The sequence below is a fragment of the Embleya scabrispora DSM 41855 genome, from assembly GCF_000372745.1.
Taxonomy (GTDB): Bacteria; Actinomycetota; Actinomycetes; order Streptomycetales; family Streptomycetaceae; genus Embleya; species Embleya scabrispora.
Genome location: NZ_KB889719.1, coordinates 194054 through 208728 on the forward strand (window position 1 = coordinate 194054; position 14675 = coordinate 208728).

Annotated in this window: 11 protein-coding genes; 5 read left to right on the plus strand and 6 right to left on the minus strand. The window is 68.8% G+C overall.

Translation table 11 applies throughout. The annotated features are described in order from the left end of the window. The first annotated feature begins 4 nt into the window (after nucleotides 1–4). Nucleotides 5–973: an HpcH/HpaI aldolase/citrate lyase family protein gene (locus A3IC_RS0145130; protein ID WP_026219475.1), complete on the plus strand. Its 969-nt coding sequence runs from the start codon at nucleotides 5–7 to the stop codon at nucleotides 971–973. A gap of 106 nt (nucleotides 974–1079) precedes the next feature. Here the strand turns inward: A3IC_RS0145130 and A3IC_RS0145135 are convergent, their stop codons facing one another. After that, nucleotides 1080–1982, minus strand: a complete 903-nt coding sequence (locus A3IC_RS0145135) for an RNA polymerase sigma factor SigF (RefSeq protein WP_079027091.1) — start codon at nucleotides 1980–1982, stop codon at nucleotides 1080–1082. A 154-nt stretch (nucleotides 1983–2136) separates the two neighbouring features. Between A3IC_RS0145135 and A3IC_RS0145140 the strand changes: the two genes are divergently transcribed. The 3 genes from A3IC_RS0145140 (at nucleotide 2137) to gltX (ending at nucleotide 4581) form a co-directional block, all read left to right on the plus strand. Next, on the plus strand, nucleotides 2137–2505 hold the full coding sequence (locus tag A3IC_RS0145140) for an STAS domain-containing protein (protein ID WP_026219476.1): 369 nt from the start codon (nucleotides 2137–2139) through the stop codon (nucleotides 2503–2505). Nucleotides 2506–2651: 146 nt separating this feature from the next. Next, the gene (locus A3IC_RS0145145) at nucleotides 2652–3059 is read left to right on the plus strand and encodes an ATP-binding protein (protein ID WP_245599834.1); all 408 of its coding nucleotides are present in this window, start codon (nucleotides 2652–2654) and stop codon (nucleotides 3057–3059) included. Nucleotides 3060–3210: 151 nt separating this feature from the next. Beyond that, nucleotides 3211–4581, plus strand: a complete 1371-nt coding sequence (gene gltX / locus A3IC_RS0145150; RefSeq protein WP_020556658.1) for a glutamate--tRNA ligase — start codon at nucleotides 3211–3213, stop codon at nucleotides 4579–4581. A 105-nt stretch (nucleotides 4582–4686) separates the two neighbouring features. On the opposite strand, the gene A3IC_RS0145155 is transcribed toward gltX, so the two are convergent. The 4 genes from A3IC_RS0145155 to A3IC_RS63505 form a co-directional block, all read right to left on the minus strand. Beyond that, nucleotides 4687–6009: a hypothetical protein gene (locus A3IC_RS0145155; RefSeq protein WP_020556659.1), complete on the minus strand. Its 1323-nt coding sequence runs from the start codon at nucleotides 6007–6009 to the stop codon at nucleotides 4687–4689. Nucleotides 6010–6299: 290 nt separating this feature from the next. Then, on the minus strand, nucleotides 6300–7892 hold the full coding sequence (locus A3IC_RS63500) for a WxL domain-containing protein (RefSeq protein ID WP_158696352.1): 1593 nt from the start codon (nucleotides 7890–7892) through the stop codon (nucleotides 6300–6302). A gap of 183 nt (nucleotides 7893–8075) precedes the next feature. Beyond that, a complete protein-coding gene (locus tag A3IC_RS0145170) occupies nucleotides 8076–9785 on the minus strand; it encodes a hypothetical protein (protein ID WP_026219478.1) in 1710 nt (569 codons plus the stop codon). Between the two features lie 301 nt (nucleotides 9786–10086). Continuing rightward, nucleotides 10087–11691 carry a WxL domain-containing protein gene (locus A3IC_RS63505; RefSeq protein WP_020556663.1) on the minus strand — a complete coding sequence of 535 codons (1605 nt, stop codon included), beginning with the start codon at nucleotides 11689–11691 and terminating at the stop codon, nucleotides 10087–10089. Between the two features lie 496 nt (nucleotides 11692–12187). Between A3IC_RS63505 and A3IC_RS0145180 the strand changes: the two genes are divergently transcribed. Continuing rightward, the gene (locus A3IC_RS0145180) at nucleotides 12188–12721 is read left to right on the plus strand and encodes a hypothetical protein (RefSeq protein ID WP_020556664.1); all 534 of its coding nucleotides are present in this window, start codon (nucleotides 12188–12190) and stop codon (nucleotides 12719–12721) included. A 551-nt stretch (nucleotides 12722–13272) separates the two neighbouring features. On the opposite strand, the gene A3IC_RS0145185 is transcribed toward A3IC_RS0145180, so the two are convergent. Continuing rightward, entirely contained in the window at nucleotides 13273–14400 is a 1128-nt protein-coding gene (locus A3IC_RS0145185; protein WP_020556665.1) for a hypothetical protein, read from the minus strand. Between the last annotated feature and the right edge of the window lie 275 nt (nucleotides 14401–14675).

The window sequence follows — 14675 nt, forward strand, 5'->3', positions numbered from 1 at the left end:
ACACATGGCCGCCACATCGCGTAGCTTGCGTTCCCGCCGTTCCTGTATGGCTGTGCCCGGCAGCAACCCGCGCTTCATCGAGAAGGCGCAGGGGCTTCCGGTCGACCAGGTGTTCCTCGACCTCGAGGACGCCTGCGCCCCGCTCGCGAAGGAGGGCGCGCGACACACGATCGTCGACGCGCTGAACACCGGCGACTGGGGGAATCGGATCCGCGTCGTGCGGGTCAACGACTGGACCACGCACTGGACCTACCGCGACGTGGTCACCGTCGTGGAGGGCGCGGGGGCCAACCTCGACGCCATCATGCTGCCGAAGGTCCAGGACGCCGGCCAGGTCAAGGCCCTGGATCTGCTGCTCACCCAGATCGAGAAGACGGTCGGCCTGGAGGTCGGCCGGATCGGCATCGAGGCGCAGATCGAGAACGCCCGCGGCCTGGTGAACGTGGACGAGATCGCCGCCGCGTCGCCGCGCGTGGAGACGATCATCTTCGGCCCGGCCGACTTCATGGCGTCGATCAACATGAAGTCGCTCGTGGTCGGCGAGCAGCCCCCGGGCTACGACACCGGCGACGCGTACCACTACATCCTGATGCGCATTTTGATGGCCGCGCGAGCCAACGACCTGCAGGCGATCGACGGCCCCTACCTGCAAATCAAGGACGTGGACGGGTTCCGTCGGGTGGCCGGCCGCTCGGCCGCGCTGGGCTTCGACGGCAAGTGGGTGCTGCACCCCGGCCAGATCGACGCCGCGAACGAGCTGTACTCGCCGACCCAGGCCGACTACGACCACGCCGAGATGATTCTCGACGCGTACGACTGGTGCACCTCGGCCGAGGGCGGGATGAAGGGCGCCGCGATGCTCGGCGACGAGATGATCGACGAGGCGTCGCGCAAGATGGCCCTGGTGATCTCGGCCAAGGGTCGCGCCGCGGGCATGCAGCGGACCCAGAAGTTCGAGGCCCCCAAGGGCTGAGGCGGCACCTCCCCGGTCCGGGCCCCGGACCGGGGAAACGCCGAGGGGCGGGAGGCGATCGCCTCCCGCCCCTCGGCGTTTCCCCGCGGCTGGGTGTGGGCCCGGCTCAGCTCTCGGTGAGCAGGCCCGCGCGCAGCGTGCCGAGCGTGCGCGAGAGCAGTCGGGAGACGTGCATCTGGGAGATGCCCAGTTGCTCGCCGATCTCGGCCTGCGTCTTGCCGCCGAAGAAACGCAGCAGCAGGATGTGCTTCTCGCGCGGCGGGAGCGCGGCGATCAGCGGCTTGAGCGACTCGCGATTCTCCACGAGTTCGATCGCGTCGTCGTCCGCGCCGAGCCGGTCCATCGGGGCCGCCGCGTCGTCGCCGCCGGCACCGCCGGCGGGCGCGTCCAGCGAGGACGCGCTGTAGCCGTTGGAGGCGATCATGCCCTCGACGACCTCTTCGCGGGAGACGTCCAGGAAGGCCGCGAGTTCGGCGACGGTGGGCGCCCGGTCCAGCCGCTGCCCCAGCTCCTCGCTCGCCTTGGCCAACCGCAGTCGCAGTTCCTGGAGCCGTCGCGGTACCCGGACCGACCATGTGGTGTCCCGGAAGAAGCGCTTGATCTCGCCCAGGATGGTCGGCATCGCAAAGGTCGGGAACTCGACCTCGCGCTCGGTGTCGAAACGATCGATCGCCTTGATCAGGCCGATCGTGCCGACCTGGACGATGTCCTCCAACGGTTCGCTGCGGGCGCGAAACCGCCCCGCGGCGAAACGCACCAGGGGCAGGTTGAGTTCTATGAGGGTATTGCGCACGTACTGGTACTCGTGCGTGCCCTCCTCCAGTCGGCTCAGGCGCCGAAACAGCGTCCTGGACAGGGCGCGGGCATCCGTGGCGCCCATCGACCCGATCTCGTCCTCGTCGAACTCGTGGTGGAGCCCGTACAGGTTCAGCTCTTCTGCCCCGGTGTCCATTACCGGTGGCCGCTGCGACCCCCGGACCTGCATCTCGGCTTCGAGCTGTACCGCCATGCCTCCCCCTCGTGACGCGTTGTGAGGTCTCCCCCCTGCGCCTAACCCGGATGGGGAAGGGCAAACACGATCCACTCGAAAAAGTTTGTGTGCGCCGGCCGATCCCCAACGTCGGGGGGCGGTCGTCTATCGTGTGCCCGGGCCGGATTACTCGGTGGGCAAAGGGCAGCAGGAGGCTGGCATGCAGGGCGGCTTGACGGTGTCGGTGAGCACCAATGGCACCTCTGCGATCGTTACGGTCGCCGGTGAGATCGACGTGGACAGCGCCGACGCGGTGCGGGATCGTCTGTTCGAGTGCGTCGAGCAGGGCAGTACGCGCCTGGTGATCGACTGCTCGGAGCTCGATTTTTGCGATTCGACCGGACTGAACGCGTTCCTCGGTGCCCGCCTGCGCGCGCAGGCCGCAGGAGGAGCGGTCCACCTCGTGGGCGTTCAACCTGCCGTTGCGCGGGTATTTGAGATCACCGGTGCGGTACAGGGGTTCACTTTCCACGAGACCCTGGCAGAGGCGGTCGGAGAGTAGCTCGTGACTTCTGGTGTCCTCCAGCGGGATGCGGGCAACTATCACCGCGTAGCAGCGTGAGCGAGGTGAGCCAGTAGATGTGCGCCATGCGATCGCAGGCGTCCGGCGACGGGGGTGCCTGTTTCTCCACCCCACCGCTTCGTCAGGTGCGGAGATTGCCGTTCGAGGGCGCGACGGGGGCGGTGGCGCGGTCCAGGACGTTCATCCGCAACACGCTCCACGCGTACGGATGGTCGGGGTCCGACGACGAACAGGTGATGCTGACGTCCGACGATGTCCTGCTTGTCGCGGTCGAATTGGTCACCAACGCGTGCCTGCACGCGGGCGGTCCGGTCGAGCTGCGCGTCGTGCGGACGAGCGATCTGATCCGGATCGAGGTGGACGACCGCAGCGAGGAGTCCCCGCAGGCGCGAGCGCCGCACTCGGGAACACGACCGGGCGGACACGGACTGCACATCATTCGGCGCTTGACGCTGGACTGGGGCGTGGTCGTGCACCAGGGCGACGGCAAGACGGTGTGGGTGGACATGCCCGTCCCGGAGGTCATGCGCTGAGCCGGGAGCCTCGGGGGGTGTAGGCAAAGGCGGGGTACAAGGGTCGTGCGTCGAGTCGGGTGCCGGCCCGAACCCGGCCCGCTCGGCGGATACCCTGGAGCACATGTCTGCCTCTTCGGTTCGTGTTCGCTTCGCTCCCTCTCCCACCGGCATGTTCCACGTCGGTGGCGCTCGTTCCGCGCTGTACAACTGGGCCGTCGCGCACAAGGCCGGCGGCACGTTCGTGCTGCGGGTCGAGGACACCGACGAGGCGCGGAACCGGCCGGAGTGGACCGAGGGCATCATCAGCGCGCTCGCGGCGATCGGCATCAACGCGTCCGCCCCGGCCTTCGAGGGCCCGTACTTCCAGTCGCAGAACACCACGCTGCACCGCGAGTCGGCGGTCAAGCTCTTCGACGCGGGCCGTGCGTACTACTGCGACTGCACCCGTGAGGACCTGGAGGCCCGCACCGGCTCCAAGCACCTGGGCTACGACGGCTTCTGCCGGGACCGCGGCCTGGCCGCGGGCGAGGGGCGCGCGCTGCGCTTTCGTACGCCGGACGAGGGCGTCACGGTCGTGGCCGACCTGGTGCGCGGCGACACCGAGTTCCCGAACGCCTCGCTGGAGGACTTCGTGGTGGCCCGGGGCAACGGCTCGGCGGTGTTCCTGCTGGCGAACGTGGTCGACGACGTCGACCAGAGGATCACCATCGTGATCCGCGGCGAGGAGCACCTGTCCAACGCGGCCAAGCAGCAGTTGTTGTGGGAGGCGCTCGGCGCGACCCCGCCGCAGTGGGCGCACCTGCCGGTGATCGTGAACGAGAAGCGGCAGAAGTTGTCCAAGCGCCGGGACAAGGTGGCCCTGGAGTCCTACCTGGACGAGGGCTACCTGCCCGAGGCGCTGGTGAACTACCTCTTCCTGCTCGGCTGGGGCCCGAAGGACGACATCGAGATCCGGCCGTACGCGGAGCTGGAGCAGCTCTTCGATCTGCGGGACGTGAACAAGTCGTCGGCGTTCTTCGACGTCAAGAAGCTCTCCTCGTTCAACGCGGACTACATTCGCGCCCTCGACGCGGAGGCGTTCGTGCGGGCCTGTGAACCGTGGGTGCTCGGATCGAAGGCGCCGTGGGCGAAGGAGGCGTACGACCCGGCCGTGTTCGCCGAGGTCGCGCCGCTGGTGCAGACCCGGATCACGGTGCTCGACGAGGTCCCGATGTACGTGGACTTCCTGTTCCTGGACACGCCCGCCGAGGACGAGGCGGCCTGGGCCAAGGCGATGAAGCCGGGCGCCGCGGACGTACTGGCCAGTGCCCGCACGGAGCTCGCGGGTGCAGAGTGGAACGTGGACGCGCTCAAGGCCGCGGTCGAGGCCGCGGGCGCCGCGCACGGCCTGAAGTTGTCCAAGTCGCAGGCCCCGGTGCGGGTCGCGGTGACCGGCCGCACGATCGGCCTGCCCCTGTTCGAGTCGCTCCAGGTGCTCGGCCGCGACCGGGTGCTGGCCCGCGTCGACGCGGCACTGGAGCGGCTGACGACGGCGCAGTAGCCGCCGGATTCGAACGCGAGGGCCCGAACAACGAGACGGACCCGAACGAGACGCGCCCGCACACCGCAATCGGTGTGCGGGCCCGCCGTGTTGCCGGGTGCCGCTTCAGCTGATCGAGAGGGTCAGCGTGGCGTTGTAGGTGCCGGGCTTTTGATAGGCGGGCAACGCCACCGCGATCGCGGCGCCGGCGGTGAAGGTGCCGCCCGTGTGTGGCGCGGGCGGGGCGGAGGCGAGCGTCGAGCCGCCGGCTATGGAGCCGGGAGCGCCCGGAACGGCGGTGCTCGGGGAAGCCGGATCGGCCTGGACCGAGGGCTTCCAGGTGAATCGGTCGGCCGGAATCCGGCCGCCCTCGGGCGAGGTGAAGTCGGAGATGTCCGCGGTCAGCGCCCAACCGAGCGAGCCGCCGCGCACGTCGGTGACGGTGACGGGGTTGAGGGCGCCGGTCATGGACTGCGGGGTGCCGTCGAGGGTGACGTCGGAAAGCTTTATCGCGCTTGCTTGTTGATGGAGGGTCAGGCTGCCGGGGGTCACCGAGCCGGTGATGTCCGTGCTGCTCGTTCCCGGCGAACCCTTGCGCACCAGGGTGAGTTCGCGACTCGCGCCGGACGAGCCCACGGAGACGAGCAGGAACACGGTGTCGCCCGGCGGCGGCAGGGGGAGGGAACGGGGGTTCTCGGAGAGCGTCACGGAGCCTGTCAGATGTCCCGCTCGGGCACTGCCGGTGGCTGAGCTCGCCCACTCGGGAGGGCAGCCGCCGGTAGGTGATCCGCACACCTGGACCCTCGCGTCGCCCTCCGGCCAGCCCTCGCCGGTGAATTCGATGCGATCACCCGGGACCACGCGGGTCGGGGTGGCGCTCAGGGTCGGTCCGGGTCCGATCTCCAGGGTGCGAGAGACGGCCGGCGGTGTGGTGGGGGCGCACTGGACCACGGGCACGGGAGAGAGGCCCTCGGTCAGCGAGTAGGCGCCGGGAGTCAGGGTGATCGGTCCGCTCGCGGGGAGCCGGAGCGTGCCCTGGAGGTCCCACAGATCGACGGTCGCTTCCGGTCCGGCGGGCTGAGAACGCGGTTGGCCGTACGCGGTGAACGTGTTCGACTGGGTTCCCCCGACCCGGATATCGGCGATGGCGCGCAACGTGGCGGCACGCGGTGGGACGGGGATCGACGGGCGAGTCCGCCAATGCCACGTCACGGTGACCTGTTCGCCGGCACTGTAGACGGCTTTCTCCGGGAAGACGGTCAGGTCGACCTTGATTTCGTCGGCTGCCCATATCGGAGAGGGCGCACCGACGAGGCGACAACTCTCCGGGAACGCCACTTCCGCCGCCGTCGCCGGGGCGGACGCGGCCACGAGGCCGGTGGTCGCGGCGATGATCGTCGTTGCGCAACCCGCCGTGACGCGACGGGTGATGTGCTTGATTCGGCGCACGAATCTCCTTGCCGGGGTTCGGAGTTGATAGCCACCTATAGCTCGCGACGGGTGTCGGGCGAGCAACCCGAGTGGATGGACACCGTCGCGATGCTTGGCAGGATCAATGATTCCGGACCGCAGCCTTGAACGCACGCGGATTCGGACGCCGATTCGTGGTTGGAGCAGCGCTGTCGGCGGTGCGCCGACCTGGTTTCGGATCTTCGTGCGCAAAGAGGGCGGCCCCCGCGACTGTCGTCGCGGGGGCCGCCCCGGGAGCTCGTACCGTCCGTGCCGTGCGTGCCGCTACGTCAGCTGATCGAGAGGGTCAGCGTGGCGTTGTAGGTGCCGACCGTCTGGTACGCCGGAACGGCGAGCGAGAGGTCCGCGCCGGCGGCGAAGGTGCCGCCGGTGGTGGCGGCGTTCGGAGCGGATGCCAGGGTGGCGCCGGTGCCGATCGGGCCGGCGCTACCGGGCACCGCGACGCTGGGCGAACCCGGGCCCGCGGTGACCTTCGGCGTCCAGGTGAACTTGTCGGCGTCGATCCTGCCGCCGGTGCCGTTGGTGAAGTCGGACACCGAGCCGGTGAGGGTCCACCCGGTGTCGCCGCTGCGGAAGTCCTTCACGGTGACGGTGTTCAGCGCGCCGGTCATGTTCTGCGCCTGGCCGTTGATCGTGATGTCCGACAGCTTGATGGCGCCGGCTTCCTGCGAGATGGTCAGCCCGCCGGCCACCACGTTGCCGGTCGCCGTCTGGTCCAGGCCGCTGCCCGGGACGGTGATGCGGAACGGGGCGATGGTCGCGGTCGTTTCGTCCGTGCCCTCGGTCACGCGGATCGCCGCGATGGACGGGTCGCTCGCGACGAAGTCGGGGATGACCACCGTGCCGTCGGGTCCGGAGTCGGCGTACGCCATGGTCTCATCCAACACGTAGCCCGTCGCGGTTTGGCCGCGCGCGATGACCGTGAGGTTCGGGGTGAAGTTCTTCCCGGTGACCTTGACCGTGGTGCCCACGGGACCACTGGTCGGATCGAGGGTGAGCAGGCGCGCCGTGGCGTTGATCCTGATCGGGGCGAGCGCCTCCGCGGCGCCGACCTTGACCTTGATCCTGTAGTTGCCCGCAGGCACGGTGGCGACCGTGGCGACGTTGCCGGTGAGCGCGCCGTCGGCCACCGCGAGGGTGTTGCCGGGAGCGATCCTGGCCGCGTCGCACGCTGCGCCGGAGGCGTCGCACAGTTCGACAGTGGGGCTGCCGGCCGGCCAGTGCGCACCGGTCAGCGCGATCGGCGCGCCGGCGTCGGCCTCGGCCGGCGCGGTCAGCGTGGCGGGTTCCTGCGAGGTGCCTTCAACCTTGATGGTGCGCGAGACGGGAACCGGGGTCACGGGCGTGCACTTGGTCTCGACGTCGAAGCCCAGTGCGTGGGTCCACGTCGAGTAGTCGCCCGGCGTCAGCTTTACGTCGCCGGCGGTGCTCAGGGTGAACCTGCCCTCGCCGTTGCCGAGGATCAGCGGTTGGCTCGGCAGGGTCTCCGGGTTGTCGGCGGCACCCTGGACCGGGACGGTGCCGGTCTGGGCGCCGCTCAGGTTGATCGCGCCCTTCAGGTAGGTCGAATTCGCGGGCACCTTCCCGACGACCGGGATCTCGGCCGGAGCCAGCGGGTGGACGACCCACTTCCAGGTGACCGAGACTTCTTCGCCCACGGCGTACGTGGCCTTCTCGGGAGTGACCACCGTATCCACCTGGATGTGGCCGTCCGGCGGATTCGAGAACGGGTTGGTGCAGTGGGTCGAGTAATCCACCGGTGCCGCCTGTGCGGACGGGGTGAGGACCACGAGACCGCCGGTCGCCGCGACGGCGGCCACGGCTGTCGAGGCGATCAGCCTGCGGGACGAGATTCTTCGCATTCGGGACACTGTTCTCCTCGCTGGGATGGAGTCGACAATGCGTTCGTTCGGCGCCTTATTCGGCCGGTAATCGCCGATACCGTCGATGCGTCGGGAAAAGAAAAGTGGGGCCGCATATCCGAGGGGATATGCGGCCCCGCCTTGTCGGTTCGTCAGCGGTGGTTCGGATTGCCCCGGATCAGGTCAGGGGGTGACGGTCCACGCGGTCGACGCCTTGCGGTCGGGGTGGAAGGTCTCCGACGCGACGATGCCGGTGTTGTCGCCGCGCGTCATCCAGATCCAGATGCAGAAGTCACCGTTCGGCAGCGCCCACGCGCCGGCCCAGTCGCTCGTCTTGCCGCCCGAGGCGTTGAGGCCGTTCACGTTGATCCAGACCGAGGAGCCGAAGCCGTGGCCCGAGACCTTGACCCACGAGCCCGCCGAGCCCGAGGTCTTGTCCAGCTCGATCCAGCGGCGCTGGACCGAGAGCGGGGTGGACGCGGTGCCGGTGCCGTCGGTCAGCTTGAGGACGTACTGGCCGTCCGCGATGCCCGAGGAGGCCAGCTTGACGGTGCCGTTGAGGTTCCCGTTCGCGTCGGCCGCACCCGGGCCCTGGGCGATCTGCGCCGAGGAGCAGGTGGCGCCGTTCGGGGTGCACAGCTGGGCGGTGACGGTCGCGTTCGGCGTCCAGTTCGCGCCGGTCACCGTGACGCTGCCACCGGGGTGGCTGGTGGTCGGCGAGGCGGACACCGTCGGCGGGTCGGTGGCGACGGTGAACGGCGCCGAGGCGAAGGGGGTGCTGCCGGACCAGGAGCCCGTCCAGGCAAGCACAGCGGAAGCCGTGTCGAAGTAGATCGGGATGGTGCCGGTGAAGGTGCCGTCCGGGGTGCTGGTGGCGTAGTACGACTCGTCCGGAACGCCGCCGGTGTCGGTGAGCGCGTAGGAAACGGTCGCGTTGGCGGGGAAGTTCTTGCCCGACACGGTGACCTCGGTGCCGACCGGGCCACGGTTCGGGGTGATCGAGATCTGCAACGGGCCGCTGGGGACGTACTTCTTGACGGTGATCGGGGCGGTCGCCTCCTTCGTACCGTCCAACACCTTGATTCGGTAGCTGCCGTCGGCGGTCGTGCCCGCGAGGGTCGCGGTGCCGCTCAGGTTGCCGGCCGCGTCGATGACCAGGGACTTGGCCGTGAAGCCGCCGGGGTTGCAACCGCCACCGGAGGAGTCGCACAACTGTACGTTGGCCGTCGCGTTGGGCGTCCAGACGGCGCCCGACAGCGGTACGGCGGTGCCCGGGCGCACGTCGGTGGTCGGCGCGTCCAGCGTGGCCGGCGTACCGGGGCCACCGGTCACGGTGATGCTGCCGACGGCGCCGCCGCCGGAGGTGATGTCACAGGGTGTCTCGTAGTTGGAACCGAGCACCTTCGTGTACGTCAGCGTGCGGATCGGGCTGAAGGTGACCGGGCCGGCCGCGTTCGTGGGCACCACGAACGTGCCCGAGTACGGCGGAGTCTGGATCGGCGTGTTCGCCTGCACCGGGATTTGCAGCAGCGGCCCGACGATCGTCACCGTGCCGGTGGCGCCACCCGACATCGCCAGGTCGATGGTGGGCGTGGTCGGCACCGTCAGGGAGAGCGGGCTGGTCGCCGGGCTCGGTCCCAGGGTCACCTTCGCGGTCACGGTGGCGCCGGGAGCGGCGACGGCCGGGGTGAAGGCGACGTCCATTGCCTGCACACCGGTGGCTGTGCCCTGACCGGCGGGCAGACTGCACTTCACCGTGGGATTGATCTGTGTGGCCGAGGCGGAGGGAGCGAGTGCCGCCAGGCCGGTGATTGCCAATGCCGTCCCGGCGAATGCGGCGGTCAGCCGGCGTCCGGTTCTCGTCGCGGTGGTGGATCTGCGCGCTACGCGCATGTGGTTCCTCCATGGTCGGGGGTGCGATCGCCCGGGGAAGGTCGGTCGCGGCGCGGAAGAAAACCGCCATAAAGGACCGTGGCGGCATGGGTCACGCAAGTCGAGAGTTCAGGAGAGAATTCATCTCCTAATGGATGAGAAGTCAATAGTGAACAATGGGTTTCTTGTTTGACACGTGTCACCAAGATCATTTCTTTAGGCGGCGGAATCCGAGATTTGAATACGCCTCGATAAAGCGGTCCGGCCCCGGAACGAATTTCTTCGTTCCGGGGCCGGACCGGGTGGGCGGGTTGGTGCGGCGTCAGCTGATGGAGAGCGTCAGCGTGGCGCTGTAGGTGCCGATCTTCTGGTACGCCGGAACGGCGAGCGAGAGGTCGGCGTCGGCGGTGAAGGTGCCGCCGGTGACCGCCGCGTTGGGCGCGGAGGCCAGGGTGGCGCCGGAGCCGATCGGACCGGCGGCGCCGGCCACGGCGACGCTCGGGGAGCCCGGCCCGGCCGCGACCTTCGGAGTCCAGGAGAACTTGTCGGCGGCGATGGTGCCACCGTCACCGTTGGTGAACGGGGTGACCGCACCGGTGAGCGTCCAGCCGGTCGCGCCGCCGCGGAAGTCCTTGACGGTGACCGGGTTCAGCGCGCCGGTCATGTTCTGCGCCTGGCCGTTGAGGGTGATGTCGGACAGCTTGATGGCCGAGGCCTGCTGCGTGATGGTCAGGGCGCCGGGGGTCACGGCGCCGGTGATCGTCTGCTCGAGGCCGCCGGTGGGCGGCTCGGTGACCCGGAACGGGAGGTGCTTGATGGGGTTCGAGCCCCACGCGCCCGTCTCGGTCACCATGAGCTGCGTGAAGCCCTCGAAGTACATCTCCGTGGTGGCGGTGAACGAACCCGAGGCGTCCGCGGTGACGTATGAGGTCTCGTCCGGTACGTCGGAGGCGTCGGACCAGGCGAACTGGACTCCGCCGTTGGGTGCGAAGCCCGTACCGGTGATCGTGACCGAGGTGCCGACCGGACCGTGGTCGGGGCTGATCGTGACCGTCCGCACGGCGGCGGGGGTGACCTTGATCGGCGTGCTCGCCGAGGCGCCGCCGTTGCTGACCTTGATCACGTAGTCGCCGGGTGCGACCGCGTCCGCGATGCTCACGTTGCCGGTGAGCGCACCGTGCGACACGGCGAGCGAGTTGGCCTTGATCCCGGCCGGGTCGCATGCGGTGCCGTCGGCTTTGCACAGCGACGGTGTCACCTGGCCGGAGGACCAGTTGGCGCCGGAGAGCGCGGTGGCGGCGCCGGCGGCGACGGTGGCGGGGTTGGCCGCCAGGGTCGGGGTCTGCGTGGCGCCTTCCACGGTGAGCGTCTGTGCGGCGGCCACCGAGTTGAGCGGGGTGCAGTCGGTGAACGACTCCACCGTGCCGAACGCGATGGTGCTGGTGTTGTACGCGGCCGGGGTGAGCGTGACCTGGCCGGCCGTGGTCAGGGTGAACTGGCCCACGGGGTTGGTCAGGATCAGGTCCTCGCCGGCGAGCGCGGCGGGGTTGATCCGCTGGCCCTTCAGCTCGACCTTGTTGGTCATCGCCCCGCCGAGCTGGACGTTGGTGGTCGGCAGGGTGGAGTCCTTGTCGACGCCCGGGGTGTACGGGTTCTTCGGAACCTTGGCGTGGGTCTTCCACTGCCACTCGACGTTGACGACGTCGCCCACCTGGTAGGTCGCCTTGGCGGGCGTGACGACCAGGTCCAGCTTCAGGTTCGTGTCCGGAATTTCCAGCGAGGGGAGCGTCCGGTTCACGCATCGTGCGTTGTAGTCGACCTCGGCGGCCAGCGCCGACGGCGCGAGCACCACCAGGCCGGTGGTGCCGAGGACGATCGCGGCGCCGAGAGCGACGGTGATCTTTCCTGGAGCGAATCTGGAGGGCACCGGACTCCTTTCGAAGTTGCGTGGGTCGCGTTCCCGTTCGGGAGGGCGCGCTCCGGGGTTCGACGAGGCCCCTGGCGGGTCCCGCGCGGCCGAAGCCGCGGGCCGGGCATCCGGGTCGGATCCTCTTATGTCTTCGCGCGTTATTTAGCTATGGCTATTCAAAGAAGTCAATGGAAATCCGGGCCCCGGAAAGGTCGACACGTGTCACCAAGATCATGTCGGAACAGGGATCTTTCGAAGGGTTTGGATTTCATGATCGACTGCGCTTCCGATGCGTCACGTGTCAGTCTGTCGACAAGAAGAAAAGTCCCTAGATGGGCATTGACTGTTACCGGAAGGCTTGATTCACTCTGGCTGCGGCGAGGGCGTTACGCCCCGACTGCTTCTTTATCGGCGACTTGTCGCCTGTTCGGTTCGAACACCCCTTATGGGCTTGCCCTCGGGGGTGCAGCGAGAGACGTGTCAGTCCCCAACCGATCGAAGGAGCACAACCGAAATGTCGAAGTCCAAGATTCTTACCCTCGGTTCGGTCTGCGTTGCCGGCGCTGTCGCCGCCACTCTGGGCCTCGGTGGCACAGCGTTCGCCGGTGGCCCGGTCTCGACGACCTACAACTGCCAGGACCTGACGCTCGGGACCACCTACACGGGCGTGACCGGCACCCTGTCCACCACCGCGACGCACAAGCTGCGGTTCGTCACGGCGCTCAACATGCCCACCGCGGTCGCCGCGAACCAGCTGATCACCACCGCCAAGCTCGACTCGACCAGCGGTGCGACCCAGTTCGCGGGCCAGTTCAACGACCCGATCGCCGCGGGCAGCCCCTCGACCGTCGGCCTGGGCGCGCTGCCCAAGACCAGCGGCACGATCACCTCGGGCACGCTCACCACCCCGCTCGGCACCGGTGCCACGCCGACCGTCCCGAGCGCGACCAACTGGAGCGTGCAGATCAACGTCACCGCCGTGTCCGGCATCCCGAACCACAACATCGCGTGTGTGCTCGCCGGTTCGCAGGTGTCGCTCGCCTACTGACCCGCCGGGCAGTAGCGATCCGTTCGACAAGCCCGCCCCACCGTGCCGGTGGGGCGGGCTTTGCCGTGCTCCGGGTCGGCTGTGACGAATACGGCCGGGTCGAGCCCGGTCGTGTGACATGCGGTCGAGTCGGATCCAGGGCAACCACGAGTTGTCGAACGATCGCTCCAGGTGATCGACGGAAACGGTTGAGGAATGTGGGGCGTTCGTTGCCGACGCGTGTGTCGGGATTGCTTTCCGGGACCCATGGGAAACCGGCCGCAGCAATTCGTGCGGTGGATATCGATACCCCGGCCCGATTGTCACGAGTCACCAAGATCACGACGCGTGTCGAGTGGTCCCGACGATTATCGGACGGTCGGTTTTATTTCTCGCCGCTGTCTCTGTCGTGCCGTCGGCGCGAGGAACGGAAGTCGTCAATCGACCAAAGGTCGAAATCCGGGAGGGCTGAGGGACGCCGGATTCCCCGGCCGGAGCACGCGAAGGGGCGGGAACCATCGATCGATGGTTCCCGCCCCTTCCGGTGCCCCAGGCGCCCTTGTGGGCGCCGTCTACTTCACCGTGATGCCGGCCATGCCGAGCTTGTCGAACTTGAAGCTCGTGTCGATCTCGACCGCCGTGATGCCGGTGGTCTTCTTGCTCGTCACCAGGATCCACGAGCTGAACTTGCCGTTGCGGTCGGTCCAGGCGAGGCCGAAGTTGAAGGTCGGGTTCGCGCCCTCCACGCCCGCGAGGGCGATCAGCGTGTTCGGGGTGAAGTTCTCGCCGGACACCTTCACGAACGTCCACGGGCGGACCGTGCTCTTGCTCAGCGTCACCTTGCGCTGCACGACCGGGACGTCGGCCTTCTTGACCGTCAGCGGCGTGGACGCGGTGCGGCTGCCGTCGGTGACCTTGACGCTGTACGCGCCGTCGGCGGTGCCGGGGGCGACCGTCACGCCGCCGGAGAGCACGCCGTCGGCGCCGATCCGCAGGCTGTTGGCGGAGATGCCGGCCGGGTTGCACGCGCTGCCGTCCGCGGCGCACAGGGACGGCGTGGCGGTGCCGCCCTTGGTCCAGTTGGTACCGGAGAGCGCGGTCTCCTTGCCGGCCTCCACGGTGCCCGGGGACGCGCTCAGGGTGGCCGTCTCCGGCGTGCTCTGCACGGTGATGCTCTGCACGACGCCCGAGCCGCCGGTGACCGCGCACGGCGTGGTGAAGTTGCCGTACGGCGTCACCGTGGCGGTGGTGGTCTTGGTCGGCGTCAGGTCGACCGTGCCGGTCGCGGTGGCCGGGACCTGCAGCTTGACCGTGAACGGCGGGCTCTGGATCGGCGTGTTCGCCGGGATGTCGATCGTGGTCTCGGCTCCGGCGAGGGTGACCGAGCCGGTGGCTCCGCCGGACAGGGCGAAGTCGATCGACGGCGTCATCTTGATGCCGTTGAGTGCGGCGGGGCTGGTCGCCGGGCTCGCGCCGAGGGTGATCTTGAGGTCGATCGTCTCGCCGGGCTTGGCGGTGGTCGGGCCGTCCACGGTCACCGACATCGGCCCGGTCTTCTCACCCTGACCCAGCGGCAGCGAACAGGTGACGGTGGGCGTCGCGGTGCCGGCGACGGCGGCCGGCGCGGCGGCGAGGAATCCGGTGATCGCCAGTGTGCCGACGCCGAGTCCGGCGGCCAGGCGCATGGTGCGTTGCTTCATGAGGTGCTGCTCCCTGTCCTGCGTTCCTTGCCGGCGACGGGCGTTGGCGTCGCGTCGGCGGCATGGGGCGGATACGCGCGTGCTAAGTGGAACGTGTTACAGAAGTGGGGCGGGTCACATTGATGCGCTTTCATCCGGTGAAGTCAAGAGGCGCCAAGGGCACATGTGACCGGCGGGTATGCCTTCGCCGGGCTGCTGACCTGCAGTGACACGTGTCGTTCCGAAATGGTGGAACAAGTTCCACTTCTTGGTGCACGCGGGTGCCGTGGCAATGC